This is a genomic window from Pseudactinotalea sp. Z1732, assembly GCF_049724975.1.
Lineage (GTDB): Bacteria > Actinomycetota > Actinomycetes > Actinomycetales > Beutenbergiaceae > CALKWS01.
Genome location: NZ_JBMPQC010000002.1, coordinates 37,174 through 51,408, shown reverse-complemented (window position 1 = coordinate 51,408; position 14,235 = coordinate 37,174). Strand labels below are relative to the sequence as shown.

Annotated in this window: 14 protein-coding genes; 11 read left to right on the top strand and 3 right to left on the bottom strand. The window is 68.1% G+C overall.

The genetic code is table 11. The features are described from left to right. Window positions 1-42: 42 nt before the first annotated feature. From ACPL7H_RS04085 to ACPL7H_RS04035, 11 genes are all read left to right on the top strand, one after another. On the top strand, window positions 43-795 hold the full coding sequence (locus ACPL7H_RS04085) for an IclR family transcriptional regulator (protein ID WP_424795844.1): 753 nt from the start codon (window positions 43-45) through the stop codon (window positions 793-795). Continuing rightward, a complete protein-coding gene (locus tag ACPL7H_RS04080; protein ID WP_424795843.1) occupies window positions 792-2,372 on the top strand; it encodes an acyl CoA:acetate/3-ketoacid CoA transferase in 1,581 nt (526 codons plus the stop codon). Before ACPL7H_RS04085 ends, ACPL7H_RS04080 begins: the two co-directional genes overlap by 4 nt. Before the next feature lie 115 nt (window positions 2,373-2,487). After that, the gene (locus ACPL7H_RS04075) at window positions 2,488-3,549 is read left to right on the top strand and encodes a TRAP transporter substrate-binding protein (protein ID WP_424795842.1); all 1,062 of its coding nucleotides are present in this window, start codon (window positions 2,488-2,490) and stop codon (window positions 3,547-3,549) included. Further along, window positions 3,549-4,118 (top strand): TRAP transporter small permease, encoded by a 570-nt coding sequence (locus tag ACPL7H_RS04070; RefSeq protein ID WP_424795841.1) that lies wholly within the window; start codon window positions 3,549-3,551, stop codon window positions 4,116-4,118. Before ACPL7H_RS04075 ends, ACPL7H_RS04070 begins: the two co-directional genes overlap by 1 nt. Next, window positions 4,115-5,401 (top strand): TRAP transporter large permease, encoded by a 1,287-nt coding sequence (locus ACPL7H_RS04065; protein WP_424795840.1) that lies wholly within the window; start codon window positions 4,115-4,117, stop codon window positions 5,399-5,401. Before ACPL7H_RS04070 ends, ACPL7H_RS04065 begins: the two co-directional genes overlap by 4 nt. Window positions 5,402-5,405: 4 nt before the next feature. After that, a complete protein-coding gene (locus tag ACPL7H_RS04060) occupies window positions 5,406-6,176 on the top strand; it encodes an enoyl-CoA hydratase/isomerase family protein (RefSeq protein WP_424795839.1) in 771 nt (256 codons plus the stop codon). Window positions 6,177-6,328: 152 nt separating this feature from the next. Further along, complete coding sequence (locus tag ACPL7H_RS04055) at window positions 6,329-7,438, top strand: acyl-CoA dehydrogenase family protein (protein WP_424795838.1); 1,110 nt, start codon at window positions 6,329-6,331, stop codon at window positions 7,436-7,438. Next, a complete protein-coding gene (locus ACPL7H_RS04050) occupies window positions 7,431-7,856 on the top strand; it encodes a MaoC family dehydratase (protein ID WP_424795837.1) in 426 nt (141 codons plus the stop codon). The genes ACPL7H_RS04055 and ACPL7H_RS04050 overlap by 8 nt, the downstream gene beginning before the upstream one ends. Window positions 7,857-7,867: 11 nt before the next feature. Next, on the top strand, window positions 7,868-9,055 hold the full coding sequence (locus tag ACPL7H_RS04045; RefSeq protein ID WP_424795836.1) for a mandelate racemase/muconate lactonizing enzyme family protein: 1,188 nt from the start codon (window positions 7,868-7,870) through the stop codon (window positions 9,053-9,055). Window positions 9,056-9,087: 32 nt separating this feature from the next. Then, complete coding sequence (locus ACPL7H_RS04040; RefSeq protein ID WP_424795835.1) at window positions 9,088-9,825, top strand: SDR family NAD(P)-dependent oxidoreductase; 738 nt, start codon at window positions 9,088-9,090, stop codon at window positions 9,823-9,825. 60 nt (window positions 9,826-9,885) lie between these two features. Beyond that, window positions 9,886-10,308 carry a DUF1801 domain-containing protein gene (locus ACPL7H_RS04035; RefSeq protein WP_424795834.1) on the top strand — a complete coding sequence of 141 codons (423 nt, stop codon included), beginning with the start codon at window positions 9,886-9,888 and terminating at the stop codon, window positions 10,306-10,308. Between the two features lie 18 nt (window positions 10,309-10,326). Here the strand turns inward: ACPL7H_RS04035 and ACPL7H_RS04030 are convergent, their stop codons facing one another. The 3 genes from ACPL7H_RS04030 to ACPL7H_RS04020 are packed head-to-tail and all read right to left on the bottom strand — an operon-like array spanning window position 10,327 to window position 14,235. Then, complete coding sequence (locus ACPL7H_RS04030; protein ID WP_424795833.1) at window positions 10,327-11,085, bottom strand: SDR family oxidoreductase; 759 nt, start codon at window positions 11,083-11,085, stop codon at window positions 10,327-10,329. 43 nt (window positions 11,086-11,128) lie between these two features. Further along, complete coding sequence (locus ACPL7H_RS04025; RefSeq protein WP_424795832.1) at window positions 11,129-13,324, bottom strand: beta-galactosidase trimerization domain-containing protein; 2,196 nt, start codon at window positions 13,322-13,324, stop codon at window positions 11,129-11,131. Next, window positions 13,321-14,235: a carbohydrate ABC transporter permease gene (locus tag ACPL7H_RS04020; RefSeq protein WP_424795831.1), complete on the bottom strand. Its 915-nt coding sequence runs from the start codon at window positions 14,233-14,235 to the stop codon at window positions 13,321-13,323. The genes ACPL7H_RS04025 and ACPL7H_RS04020 overlap by 4 nt, the downstream gene beginning before the upstream one ends.

The window sequence follows — 14,235 nt, the reverse complement described above, 5'->3', positions numbered from 1 at the left end:
GTTACCGTCTACCTTCTACTCACCGGGAGGGCTTTCCACACCATGGAAACCAGCATGCTGGCGAAGGGGCTGCGCGTTCTGCAGCACCTGATGCAGCATCCGCACGGGCAGGGGGTCAGCGCCATCGCTCGCGCCCAGAACCTGCCGGTGAGCACCACCCACCGGATGCTGACGACCCTGGTCGCCACCGATTGGGTCACCCGTTCCCCCTCGGCCACCTACCGGCTCGGACCGCAGATGTTCCTGGCCGTGGAAGCGGTGCACGCCTCCAGTGGGCTGAGCGACATGCACGCCATCCTCACCGACCTGGCCGACAGCGTCGGCGAGACCGTGATCCTGGGCACCTTGATCGGCAAGGAGTTCATCTACCTGGACGTGATCCACGGACCCGGCATGCTCGGCATCAAGGGCAGCGTGGGTCAGCGTGGTCCGCTGCACTGCACCGCGATCGGCAAGTCCTTGCTCACCGCCTTGCCGTTGCCGCAGCGCAACGATCTGATCGTGAGCCTGGAACTGTGTAGTTTCACCCCGAGCACGATCACCAATGTGGCGGACCTGGCCGCAGAGATCGATCGGAGCCTGCAGCGGGGGTACACCGAGGCGAACGAGGAGAACGAGGCCGGCGTGACGTCGGTCGGGATTCCCGTCCCGATGCAGAACGATCCCGATGGCTACTACGCAATCTGCGTCTCCGCGCCGACCCAACGCGCCGACGCGGAGCGGCGGCGCGGGTTCCTGGCCGCCCTTCACCGCAGCCGGGAACTGTTACGTACCACAGGAGTGAGTCCCCGATGAGTCTTGCCCCATCCATTCCCGCTTCCTCCGACGTCGCCCACCCCAAGGGCCAGTGGAGTCCCAAGCCGGTGCTGGCCGCGGCCGAGGTCGCCGCACGCATCCCGGCCGGTTCCACCGTCTTCGTGGGCGGTTCCGGCGGAGGCCTGCAGGAACCGGGCCGGCTGTTGGCCGCGCTCGAGGAACGCTTCACCACCGAGGCCGCTCCGACGTCCCTGACCATCTGGCACTGCTCCGGTATCGGTGACCGGGAGAGCACCGGACTGAACCACCTGGCCCACGAGGGCCTGGTCAAGCGCGTGGTCGGTGGGCACTGGGGCATGGCGCCCAAGATGGCCGACCTCGCCCAGCGCGACGTGATCGAGGCCTACAACCTGCCGCAGGGAGTGATCGCCCAGTTACTGCGCGAGACCGGCGGGAAGCGCCCCGGCCTGGTCACCGGCGTGGGTCTGCGCACCTTCGTGGACCCGCGGGTCGAGGGCGGCCGGCTGAACGCGGTGACCACCGAGCAGATCGTGGAACTGGTGGAACTGGCGGGCCAGGAGTACCTGTTCTACCCGTCGCCACAAATGGACGTCGCGCTGCTGCGGGCCACCTGCGCCGACGAGTTGGGAAACCTCTCCTTCACCGAGGAAGCCTCGATGCTGGAGGCCTTCTCCGCGGCCCAGGCCGTCAAGGCCAATGGCGGCAAGGTCTACGCCCAGGTGAAGTACCTCACCGAGGCCTACGCCATGCACCCCCACGCCGTGAAGGTTCCCGGTGCGCTGGTGGACGGCGTGGTGCTCGCCCCGGATCAGCCCCAGACCTCCCGGCAGTACTACCAGCCGGCCTTCACCGGTGCGGTGCGCGCTCCGGCCACCAGCCTGCCGGGGCTGCCGAAGGGGCCGCGACGGGTGGTGGCCGAACGTGCCGCCGAGGAACTCACCCCCCACTCGGTGGTCAACCTCGGCGTCGGGATGCCCGACGGGATCGCCCAGATCGCGTCCGAACGCGGCCTGACCAAGAAATTGGCGTTCGCGGTCGAACACGGCCACATCGGCGGAACCCCTGCCGGGGGCGTGGAGTTCGGCGCAGTCTACAACCCCGCGGTCAGCATGGACGCGGCCTACCAGTTCGACTACTTCGACGGCGGCGGGTTGGACATCGCCTTCCTCGGTGTGGCCGAGGTGGACCAGTACGGCAACGTCAACTCCTCCCGCCCCAAGGGAGCGATCTCCGGGGCCGGCGGCTTCATCAACATCACCCAGGGCACCAGGCGGGTGGTTTTCTGCGGTTCCTTCACCGCCCTCGGCGCCAGGTTCGAGATCGGCCACGGCCAGTTGCGTGTCACGACCGAAGGTCAGGTACACAAGTTCGTTGAGGAGGTCGCCCAGATCACCTTCAGCGCATCCCGGGCCCGCGAGTTGGGCCAGGAGGTTCTCTATGTCACCGAACGCGCCGTGTTCACCCTCGGCGACGAGGGTCTGGAACTGATCGAGATCGCTCCCGGGATCGATCTGCAGGCCGACGTCCTGGACCGGATGGACTTCACCCCGGTGGTCCGCGACGTAACCCTGATGAACTCCACGTTCTTCCAGTAGGCCCTTCCGTGCTTATCCTCTGACCCATCCAGACAGCACCAACCCAGCAGCAACCCAGCACCAATCCACGCACAACGCACCCCACAGAAGACTCACTCAAGAGAGGTTCACTCCCATGACCAAGTCCATGACCCGCCGCGCACTGGTCGCGACCGCGGCCGCAGCCGCGCTCGTACTGGCCGGATGCAACGGCGACAACGGCGACGACAACGGCACCGGTGACACCAACGGAAACCGAGGCGGCGGTGGCGCCGAGGCCGAGTTCGTCCTGACCGCCGGGCACCAACTGGCCGTCGATACCCCCTTCGACGAGGGCCTGAACCGGTTCGCCGAACTGGTGGAGGAGAAGACCGAGGGCCGTGTAGTGGTGGAGACCCACCCGAACGCGGCACTGGGCAACGAGACCGAGATGTTCCAGGGCATGCAGTCCGGCACCATCGACGTGGGCATCATCGCCCCCGGTTCGATCGGTGAGTTCGCACCGGAGATGTCCATCCTGTCGGTGCCGTTCCTGATCAACTCCCAGGAACAGCGCGACGCCGTCATCGAGGGAGACATCGCCGCCGGACTGGCCGAGAACCTGGCCGAGACCACCGGAACCCGACCGCTGACCTACTTCGGCGGTAGTTTCCGGCAGCTGTTCTTCACCGAGCCCGCCGAGTCCCTCGACGACATCGAGGGCCGGCTGCTTCGCGTGCAGCCCTCGGCCGTGCTGACCGACTCCTTCGCCGCGATCGGCCTGGAGCCCACCGTGGTGGCCTACAACGAGCTCTACAACGCACTGCAGCAGGGCGTCGTCGAGGGCGCGGACAACGAGGCGGTCTTCATCGACTCCCAGAAGTTCTACGAGGTGGCCCCCTACATCCTGCGGACCAACCACGAGGTGACCATCCGTCCGCTGCTGATCTCCCAGATGACCCTGGACAACCTCGGTGAGGAACTGTCCGCGCTGGTGATCGAGGCCGCCGAGGAGGCCGGCGAATTCGAGCGCAACCTCGAGTCCGAGGTCGATGGTGAGATGCTCGACGACCTCGCCTCGCGTGATGGCGTGGAGGTCATCGACGTGGACACCTCGGGTGTCCAGGACGCCGTCGAGGACGTCTGGTACGACTACGCCGAGCAGTGGGACGCGGTGGACACCCTCGAGCAGATCATCGCGCTGCGTTCGGAGGGCTGATGCTTCGGCGTCTCACCGACGCGCTCTACAAGGTCGCGGTCGCCCTCAGCGCCTTTGCGCTGGCGGTGATGGTCGCCGTCGTCGCGTACCAGATCCTGGGCAGGTACCTGCCCTTCCTCACCCGCGCGCTGTGGACCGAGGAGATCGCCCGGATGTGCCTCATCTGGTTGGTCTTCCTCGGCGCAGCGGTGGGGGTACGCACCTCGGAGCACTTCCTGATCGACCTGATCCCCAAGAGCATCGGGGACCGGGCCCAGCGTGTCATCATCACGCTGGGCCTGGCCCTGGTCACCGTGATCGCGGTGGTGTTGTTCATCGGGAGCGTGTCCTTCGTCGAGACCGGCACGGGGCGGACCTCCACTACCTCGGGGATGTCGCTGGTGTATACCTTCACCGCCCCGATGGTCTCCTCGATCCTCATGATGCTGTTCTCCATCGAGGTCTGGTGGGAAGGCATGCGCCGGCCGGACAAGGGCGGTCTTCGGCTCGACGAGGGAGCCCTGATCGAGCCGATCACGAGCGAGACCACGCACCCGAACGAGGGAACCAAGGGGGGTGAGGTGCGATGAGTGCGATGGCCGTCATGATCATCATCCTCACCATCTTCCTGCTGGCCAGCGCGCTGCGGGTGCCGGTGGCATTCGGGCTGTTGCTGGCGTGCGCGCCGTTCCTGCTGCTGCATCCCCAGCTCAGCACCGAGTTGATGGTGCAGCGGATGTATGCGGGGCTGGACTCCTTCATCCTGTTGGCGGTCCCGTTCTTCATCTTCGCCGCGGCGATCATGACCGCCTCGGGGATCACCGAGAAACTCATCGACTTCGCCCGGGCGACGGTGGGCTGGATCCGCGGTGGTCTGGGCATCGTCAACGTCGGTGCCTCGATCGGGTTCTCCGGTATGTCCGGGTCCTCCACCGCCGATGTGGCCGGAACCGGTTCGGTGCTGATCCCGCAGATGATCAAGCGGGGCTATCCGGCCGGTTTCACCGTCGGTATCACTGCTGCCTCGGCCGTGATCAGTTCGGTGATCCCTCCCAGCATCCAACTGATCGTCTGGGGATCGCTGACCAACACCTCGATCGGGGCGTTGTTCGTGGCCGGGATCGTGCCAGGGCTGATGATGGGTGTGGGCATGATGATCGCCGCCTACATCGTGGCCCGCCGGAAGAACTACCCCCGGGAGTCCTCGTTCAAGGCCCGTGAGGCCGGGCGCACGTTCCTGCAGGCGGTGCCCGCCCTGGGCATCATCGTGATCGTGCTGGGCGGGTTCCGCCTGGGATTCGTGACCGCCACCGAGGCGGCGCTACTGGCGGTGGTCTACTCGCTGTTCCTGGCTCTGGTGGTCTACCGCACCGTCAGCCTGCGCGAACTCGGCCGGGTGCTGGTCTCGGCGGCCAAACTTACCTCCGTGGCCCTGTTCGCCCTGGCCGCGGCGACCATGCTTGCCTACGTGCTGACCCTCTACCGGATCCCGCGGCTCTTCCAGGGGCTCGTCGATGCGGTACCCGGGTGGGCGCTGCTGGGTGTGATCGTGCTGATCCTGTTCGCGATCGGACTGTTCATGGACGCCCTCCCGGCCATGGCGATCATGATTCCGGTGCTGGGGCCGGCCGTGGTGCTGGCCGGGATCGATCCGGTGCACTACGGGATCGTGGCGGTGATGACCCTGGCCCTGGGCCTGATCACCCCACCGGTGGGCCTGTGTCTGCTGGTGGCCTCCTCGATCGGGAAGATACCCGTGCTCTCCGCGGTCAGACCCATGATGCCGTTCTTCTTCGTCATGGTCCTGGTTCTGGTGCTGTGCGTGGCCTTCCCCCAGATCGTCCTGTTCCTGCCGAACCTGATCGGGACGTGATGTGGTGATCGACTCCGGAACGCCACTGGTGCAGACCGAACGTGACGGCTCCGCGGTGCGGGTGCGCCTGGACCGGGAGGGCAAACTCAACGCCCTGAACCGGGAGATCCTGCACGGGTTGGACCGGGTGCTGGATCAGGTCACCGAGGGCGCTACCGGCGATGAGCCGATACGCGCGCTGGTGATCACCGGGGCCGGCTCGCGTGCGTTCAGCGCCGGGGCGGACCTGAAACAGGTCAAGTCCGCCGGTGGCACGCAGTTCCACGCGGACAACATGGGCGGGCATCGCCTCTTTGCCCGGTTGCGTGCCCTGCCGGTGCCGGTGATCGCCGCGATCAACGGGGTGGCGTTGGGCGGCGGGCTGGAACTGGCCCTGGCCTGCGACATCCGGGTGGCGGTGGCCGGCGCCCGCCTGGGCCTTCCGGAGGTCAAGGTGGGGGTGCTCCCCGGTTGGGGCGGAACATGGCGGTTGGCCGAGGCCGTCGGTCCGGCCAAGGCCAGGGAACTGGTCCTGACCGGGGAGTTGATCGGAGCCGATGCGGCCGCGCGGCTGGGCCTGGTCAGCAGCGTGCACGACGACGAGGCCGCCCTGGGCGCCCGGGTCGCCGAACTGATCGGGCTGCTGGAGCGGACCAGTGCGGCCGCCGTGGGGCACGCCAAGACGCTGCTGAACGCCCGGGAGGATCCAGCCGGCGTACACGCCGCCGCCGAGACCGGATACGTGGCGGCGTTACTGGGCACCGACTACTTCGGGGCGGCCACGGCCGACTTCTGACACCCCGTGCGGGCCCTGTCCCCGGAGGGACCGCAGGAACTCCCCCGCCCGAGGCGGGGGGCAAATCCGGGGAGCCGATCCGGCCGCGAGGCCGATATGACCGCGGGGAACCCTGGCGAGGATGCGCCGGGAACGTCCCGGAAGGAGAACCCATGGATGAGGCACAACTTCTCGCCCGGCTAGAGACCTGGTGCGCCGAGCGGCTGCCGTGCTACGGCACCGACTTCTTCCCCGGAGCCTTGCACGAGCTGGCCGACCTCGGCCTGCAGTCGCTGCTGTTCGACGGCGAGGAGCTCAACCTCGACCGCGGGCTGCTCGTGCACGAGACCAGCGAACGCCTGGCCCGGGTGATGCCGGGCCTGGCCGTGGCCACCAGCGTGGCCCGGCTGCACGCCTACCTGCTCGCCAAGTACGCCCAGCCCCGGGTGCGCCGGAAGTACCTGGAGGCAACCAAGCGGGCGGAAGCCTTCGGCGGGTTCGCCATGACCGAACCGCATGCGGGCACCGACGTGCGGGCCATGCGCACCGTGGCGGTGCGCCGCGGGGATGAGTACGTCCTGAACGGGTCCAAGAGCTGGATCGGCCTTGCCCCGGTCTCGGACTACGTGATCGTGCTGGCCAAGGAGGGCCATGACGGGCGCGACGCCGACACGATCGCCCTCGTGGTGGAGATGGACTCCCCCGGCGCAACCGGCGCACCCGGACCGGCGCTGTCCGGCGTGCTGGGCATGCCCAACGGCACCCTGGAGTTCACCGACGTCGTCGTTCCGGCCCAGAACCTGCTCACCTGTGACGGCTTTGCGGGGATGATGGACGGGTTGAACCTGGCCCGCATCGAGGCAGCCTCCTACTCCTGCGGGCTCATGTACCGCGCGCTGGAACTGGGCACCGGGCGCGCCGGCTCGCGCGAGGCGTTCGGCAAACCGCTCAGTGCGCTGCCGAGCATCCAGATCAAACTGGGCCGGATGTGGACCGACTACCGGGCCGCCCGCGAGCTCACCCTGGCCGCGGTGGCCTCGTTCGCCGACCAGCCCGGAGGCGACCGGGACCTGATCTCGATGGCGAAGCTGTTCGCCTCCGACGCCGCCCGCCGGCACACCGACGAGGCGATGCAGATCTTCGGCGCCGCGGGCCTGGCCCAGGACGCCCAGGTATGGCAACTGCACAACGACGCCAAGGTCATGCAGATCTTCGATGGCACCAGCGAGATCCACGAGACGATGCTCGGCCGCCGGGCAGTGAAGGAGTTCACCCATGTCTGAGCGCACCTGGCTCCCCCCGGTGGGGGCACGGGCGGAGTTCCGCAAGACCGTCGGGGAGACCGATGTGACGCTCTTCGCCGGCCTCACCGGCGACTTCGCCCCGCAGCACATCGACGCCGAGTACATGCGGGCCCGCCCCGAGGGCCAGCGCGTGGCGCACGGGGCGCTGACGTTGTCGCTGGCCTCGACCGCGGCGTCGAAACTGTGCGCCGACCACGGGCTGACGGCGCTGTCCTACGGGTATGACAAGGTCCGCTTCCTCGCGCCGGTGTTCCTGGGCCAGACCGTGCGGGTCCAGTACGAGGTGGAGTCGGTGAACCCCGAGAAGCAGACCGCCTACTGCCAGGTCCGGGCCAGCACCGAGGACGGCCGGTTGTGCATGGTGGCCGTGCACGTCCTGTACTGCTACCGGGACTGAGGGAGCCGGTTATGGATATCGCCGAGATCTCGACCCATATCCTGCGCGTGCCGCTGGGCGAGCAGCGGTTCTACTCCTCCCAGGCCGCTTTCGGTGAGCGCAAGAGCCTGCTGGTGCGGGTGGTGACCACCGATGGCCTGGTGGGGTGGGGTGAGGGCGGACAGTACGGCCCGGCCGAACCGGTGGCCGCCGCCATCGAGCACGTGCTCGGTCCGCTGCTGATCGGGCGCCGGGCCGACCAGCCGGTGCGCCTGTGGGAGGAGTTGTACGCCTTCAGCCGCGACTTCGGTCGCAAGGGCACCTACATCGAGGCGATCAGCGCACTGGACATCGCCCTGTGGGACGTCTGGGGCAAGTCGCTGGACCGACCGGTGCACGCACTGCTGGGAGGGGCGCACCGGGACAGGGTCGGTGCCTACGCCACCGGCGGGTACTACAGCGACCGCTACGCCGACCAGGCCGCCGCGATCGCCGAACTGCGCGAGCAGGCCCAGACCTACGTGGGCAGTGGGTTCAACGCGCTGAAGGTCAAGATCGGTCTGTTGCCGGTGGCCCTGGATGCCCAGCGGGTGGCGGTGGTGCGCGAGAGCATCGGCACCGAGATCGCTCTGCTCGTGGATGCCAACCACGCCTACAACGCCGCCACCGCCATCCGGATGGGCCGGGCACTGGAGGACCAGGGGGTGTTGTGGTTCGAGGAGCCCGTGGTCCCCGAGGACCGGGACGGCTACCGCCGGGTGCGCGATGCCGTGGACGTCCCGATCGCCGGCGGGGAGGCGGAGTTCACCCGGTACGGCTTCCGCAGCCTGCTCACGCACGGGTGCGTGGACATCATCCAACCCGATATCTGCGCCATGGGCGGGTTCAGCGAGTTCACCAAGGTGCTCGCGCTGGCGAGCAGTTTCGGGGTGCTCACCGTGCCGCACGTGTGGGGTTCGGGAGTGGCGCTGGCCGCTGCCACCCATGCCCTCGCCGTCATCCCTGCGACGCCGCACACCTACGCCCCGGTTCCGCTGGAGAACGCCCCGGTGATCGAGTACGACCGCAGCCCCAACGCCCTTCGCGATGACCTGCTCACCGAGGGGTTCCCCCTCACCGACGGCTCGGTCGCGGTGCCGCAAGGTCCGGGGCTGGGTGTGCAGATCGACGAGGATGTGCTCCGCCACTACACCACGGCCTCGGCCACGGTGAGTCGCTGAGCCAGTCCGCCGCCTGAAGAACGGAGCAGCACGTGCCACACCAATTCGACGGCCTGACCGCGATCGTGACCGGCTCGACCACCGGGATCGGCTACGCAATTGCGCGAGCCTTGCTGGACCGGGGCGCCCGGGTACTGTGCAACTCCAGGTCCAGCGACTGGGAGGGCCCGGATCTCACCACGCAGTACGACGACGCCGCTTACCTGCGCGCCGACGTCACCGTGCCCGGCGAGGCTGCCGACCTGGCCCGGGCCGCGGTCGAGCGCTGGGGCCGGGTGGACATCCTGGTGAACAACGCCGGGGTGACAAGGCAGATCGCCCACGACGACCTCGCCTCGGCCACCGATGAAGTCTGGACGGCGATGCTGCAGGGCAACGTGCTCGGCGCGTGGCACATGGTCCAGGAGTGCGCGCCACTGATGCAGCAGCAGGGTGGCGGCAGCATCATCAACATCACCTCGATCGCCGGGGTGGAACCCAGGGGTAGTTCCATTCCCTATGCGGCGATGAAGGCCTCCCTGAACCACACCACGAAGTTGCTCGCCAAGGCACTGGCGCCGACCGTGCGCGTCAACGCGGTGGCACCGGGTTTCATCGACACCCGGTGGACCGCGCGGTGGCCACAGGCCCGTGAGGGCGCGGCCGCCCGGTCACTGCTGGGCAGGACCGGTACGCCGCAGGACGTGGCGCAGGCCTGCCTGGCGCTGCTGGGGCAGGACTACGTCACCGGCACCGTGGTGCCCGTCGACGGCGGCGCTCACCTGGCGTAGCATCCGGGCCGTACCGGCGTCGTGCCGCCCAGGGGCACGGCCGGGGCACGGAGGTGAGACATGTCTGACGATGACAACACCGGACCGCGGCTCCTGTCTGGTGGAAACCCGCAGATCCCCAAGGGCGAGGGCGACGGACCGGTGCAGGACTACATCCGCGCCATGCCCGGCTGGAAGCACCAGATCGGCCGCCGCCTCGATGACCTGATCGGCGAGGCCGTGCCGCAGGTACGGAAGGCGGTGAAATGGAACCAGCCGTTCTACGGCAGCGGGGATGAGGGCTACTTCCTCTCCTTCCGGTGCTACACCAGGTACGTGCAGGTGCAGTTCCTCAAGGGCACCTCACTGGATCCGGTGCCGCCGAAGGCCTCGAAGCACCCGGAGGTCCGCTACCTCGACATCGGCCAGGACGAGGACGTGGACGAGGCGCAACTGCGCTCGTGGATCGAGCAGGCCAGCGCCTTACCCGGCGAGAAGATGTAAGGCCCGGGCGCCCGGAGCTCAGTGGGCCATCCACCCACCGTCGACGACGAGCACCTCACCGTGCACGTATGAGGCCCCTGGGGAGGCCAGGAACACCACCGCGTGGCCGATATCGGCCGGGGTGCCCCAACGCCCGGCGGGGATGCGCCCGGACAACTCGGCGTAACGGGCTTCGTCGTCGCGCAACTCCGCGTTGATGTCGGTGGCGATGTAACCCGGTGCGAGCGCGTTGACGTTCACGCCTTGCCCGGCCCACTCGTTGCACAGCGACTTGGTCAGTTGCGCCACCGCGCCCTTGCTGGCGGCGTAGGCGGGGATGTTCAGCCCGCCCTGGAAGGAGGTCAGCGAGGCGATGTTGATGATCTTGCCCTCACCGCGCTGCAGCATCGGGCGCCCGAAGTCCTGGCACAACTGGAACACCGCGCGCAGGTTGATGTCGATCACCCGCTCCCAGTCCTGCATCGGGAAGTCGACCGCGGAGTGGCGGGCCTGGACCCCGGCGTTGTTGACCAGGATGTCCACCTGGTGCTCGTCCAGCACGGCCTGCACCACCTGCTCGGTGGCGCTCCGGTCGCCCAGGTCCACCCGGTGCTCGGTCAGGTTCCGCCGGAGCGAGGCGGCGTAGTCGCGATCCTCGGCGGGCACGTCCTGGCGGGCGAGGACGACGACGTCGGCGCCGGCGGCCAGGAGCGCCCGGGTGGCGCCCTGACCGATCCCGCGCCGACCTCCGGTCACGACCGCGGTGCGTCCGGACAGGCTGAAGGGATTGGTGCTCATGAGGACATTCTTGCGCAGTGGGCGGGTGACCCTGTGCCGCCACTCACTTCTCGTCGTCGGCGAGAGCGGTCGGGTTGAGCACCAGAACCTCGTGGTCGATCACCCGCGGGACGTCGATGTGGATGCGGGTGCCGTCCTGATGAACAGGGAGGTCGGCCCCGCCCACCAGCGTTCGGGCGGTGTATCCGGTTGGCTGCCGGCCACCATCTCCTGCCACGGCATGGTCGATCACGACTGTGATCGGTCCGATCGGGATGTCCTCATGCATCGGCATCCGCCAGGCGCCCGCGCCGCTGAGGTTGACCAGGTGCACGATGTAGCGATCATGCTGGCGGTACAGGTGCAGATCCACGGTTCCGACACCGGTGTAGGTCGCCGCGAGCCGTCCCCGCCCGGCCCACCGGATCGCATTGCCCAGCAGCCGGGCGTGATCGGGTTGCAGGCCGCGCCCGAACAACCGGTCCACGTCCGCAGGGAAATAGACCACGCGCCCCTGCGCTACCTGATGGGTGACCACAGCGGGAAGGTCGGTCGCGGCATCGCGCTGCCACGACGTCTCCGGTGGATACGCCGGGAACGGGGCCACGAAGGCGGCCAGCACCCGTGCGCCACGGGGCTCGACGCACTCAAGCCGCCCGCCGAAGGGAACCTGGTCGGTCTGCTCGAACCCGCTGAGCAGTGGATGTCCACCGTCCTTGTCATCACCCCGGACAAGTTGCAGGTAGGTGTGGGCCGGAGAGACCTCCCAGGAGACGTCCGGCAGCGAGACCGCACCGTGATGCCGGTGCTGCGCGCGGACACCGAACAGGTCCGCCAGGGCGAAGTCACGACGGACCGCCCCGTGCTCGTCGTACAGGCTGGTCTCACCCGTTGCGACCAAGGCGCCACCACCGCGCACGAAGTGCCGGATCCGTTCGGCGTCCTCGTCCGACAGCGCCCCGACGTTGGGCAGGATCAGCACGTCCAGGTCGGTCAGGACGTGATCGAGGCGACTTTCGTGCACCGCCCGGTAGTCGATCCGTTCCCGTAACAGCCCGTGCAGGACGCCGTCGTAGGGTGCCTGGCTTCGCACCCGGCCCTCGCCGCGACCGTAGAAGTCGTAACTGCGCTGGGACCACAGGATGCCGACGTTGGCCGCGGCCTCGCGGTCCACCAGGTGCTGCTGGGCCCGCTGGTGCCAGGACCACAGCAGCGGCGCGATCTCGTACTGGCGTCGGTCCTCGTGCGTGGCGCCGATGTGGTGCCACCAGGGCAGGATGCCCCCGGCCATGCCGGCCACCGCCCACATCCGCGCCTCCGGTTCCGGTGCGCTGGCCCGCCGGAACGAGGGGGTGTAGTGGTTGTACATCGCCATGCTCTCCGCGGTGCGTCCCCGCCACCCGAGCAGTTCGTGGACCAGTTTGCCGGTATGGGCATTGGCCTGGAAGCCGGTGGCTTCCTGACGCCGTTGATGGTCGATGAACACCAGCGGCGTCCGCTGCGCGATCCTGCCCAGGTCCCGGAAGCACTCGGCCTGGTCGGCCATCTGGGCGCTGTTCATCCCGATCCACCGGCAGTGCGGTCCACCGGCGGCGGTGGTGACGGCGTTGAAGTGGTCCCAGATCAGGATCCGGCGATCGTAGTTCCACTCGATCCACGCCCGGTACGCCGGATCATCCCAGTCCTGCGCGGCCGGCAGCGGGCGGCCGGCGTGCTGCTCGAAGCCCTCCCGGCAGTGCCGGCAGTAGCAGATACTGCTGCGGGTCAGGCCGCTCCAGCTGTTGTCCGCGAACCCATCGGGCGCGTACCCCTTCACCACCTCGGTCAGGATCTGCGGGATGTAGTCCGTGTAGTACGGGCTGTGGATGCAGGAGATGTACCGGTCACCGGCGCGGTAGGGCTCACCGCCGGCGTCGACACAGAACCAGTCCGGCTCCTGGGCGTAGAACTCCTCCCCGGCCCGGTTGCAGTCCATCCGGGCCACGACGGACAAGCCCTTCGCCCGCGCCCGTTCCGCGATCTCGCCGAACAGGTCCCGCCCGCCCAGGAACGGCGTGCGGTAGTGCCAGGGAACCTCGGTGGGGTAGTACGCCACGATGCCACCGGCGTTGATGATCAGGCCCTGGACCGCGGTCCGCTCCCACTGCCGCTCCCAGAAGGCGTGGTCGTAGCGCTGCGGGTCGATCTCGGTCAGGTTCGTCTGGCCCCACCGCAGCGTCCGTTCGTACCACGGCACCTGGTCGGCTCGCGTCGGGTTCACTTCAGGCCGGTGGTGGCGATGCCGCGGATCAGGTATTTCTGCGCGAAGGCGAAGAAGCACAGGATCGGGACCAGTGAGAGCAAGGACATCGCCATCAGGGTCCCGGTTCCCTGGGCGGATTCGGAGTCCACCAGCGCGTTCAGTGCGACCGGCACGGTGTAGACCGGGGCACTGGTCAGGTAGATCAGTTGACCAAAGAAGTCATTCCAGGTCCAGATGAAGGTGAAGATCGCGGTGGTGATCAGCGCCGGACGCATCAACGGGAACACGACGTACCAGAAGGTTCGGAACGGCCCGGCTCCGTCGATGGCGGCGGCTTGGTCCAACTCCCGCGGGATCCCGCGGATGAACTGCACCATCAAGAAGATGAAGAAGGCGTCGGTGGCCAGGAATTTGGGCAGGATCAGCGGCACGAAGGTGTTCACCAGGCCCAGGTTGGAGAACACGATGTACTGCGGGATCATCGTGGCGTGCATCGGGAGCATCACCGAGACCAGCACGATCGCGAAGTAGATCTTCCGGGCCCGGAAGTCCAGCCGGGCCAGTGCGTAGGCCGTCAGCGAGCAGGCGAACAGGTTGCCGATGATGCAGCTCACCGCGATCACGAGTGAGTTGCCGAAGAACACCAGGAACGGATAACCGGCCACGTGCCAGCCCTGGCGGAAGTTCTCCAGGGTCACCTCGGTGGGGATGATGCTGGGGTCGGTGAGGACGAGGTGCGAGGGCTTGAAGGCGCTCACGCCCATCCAGACCAGCGGGTACAGCATGATGATCCCGAACAGGATCAGCCCGATGTGGCGCAGCAGGGCGTTCCGGCGCCGCGCCTTCAGCGCCGGAGAAACCTCCCGTGCGGCCGACGGCGGGCCGGAGTTATGCACCGATGGGGTGGCCAGGGTTGTCTGCGTGGTCAT

What these genes read in the sequence shown, in the direction of transcription:
- ACPL7H_RS04085 (WP_424795844.1), top strand. Translation starts at nt 43, where the DNA reads ATGGAAACCAGCATGCTGGCGAAGGGGCTGCGCGTTCTGCAGCACCTG.
- ACPL7H_RS04080 (WP_424795843.1), top strand. Translation starts at nt 792, where the DNA reads ATGAGTCTTGCCCCATCCATTCCCGCTTCCTCCGACGTCGCCCACCCC.
- ACPL7H_RS04075 (WP_424795842.1), top strand. Translation starts at nt 2,488, where the DNA reads ATGACCAAGTCCATGACCCGCCGCGCACTGGTCGCGACCGCGGCCGCA.
- ACPL7H_RS04070 (WP_424795841.1), top strand. Translation starts at nt 3,549, where the DNA reads ATGCTTCGGCGTCTCACCGACGCGCTCTACAAGGTCGCGGTCGCCCTC.
- ACPL7H_RS04065 (WP_424795840.1), top strand. Translation starts at nt 4,115, where the DNA reads ATGAGTGCGATGGCCGTCATGATCATCATCCTCACCATCTTCCTGCTG.
- ACPL7H_RS04055 (WP_424795838.1), top strand. Translation starts at nt 6,329, where the DNA reads ATGGATGAGGCACAACTTCTCGCCCGGCTAGAGACCTGGTGCGCCGAG.
- ACPL7H_RS04050 (WP_424795837.1), top strand. Translation starts at nt 7,431, where the DNA reads ATGTCTGAGCGCACCTGGCTCCCCCCGGTGGGGGCACGGGCGGAGTTC.
- ACPL7H_RS04045 (WP_424795836.1), top strand. Translation starts at nt 7,868, where the DNA reads ATGGATATCGCCGAGATCTCGACCCATATCCTGCGCGTGCCGCTGGGC.
- ACPL7H_RS04035 (WP_424795834.1), top strand. Translation starts at nt 9,886, where the DNA reads ATGTCTGACGATGACAACACCGGACCGCGGCTCCTGTCTGGTGGAAAC.
- ACPL7H_RS04030 (WP_424795833.1), bottom strand. Translation starts at nt 11,085, where the DNA reads ATGAGCACCAATCCCTTCAGCCTGTCCGGACGCACCGCGGTCGTGACC.
- ACPL7H_RS04020 (WP_424795831.1), bottom strand. Translation starts at nt 14,235, where the DNA reads ATGACCACGCAGACAACCCTGGCCACCCCATCGGTGCATAACTCCGGC.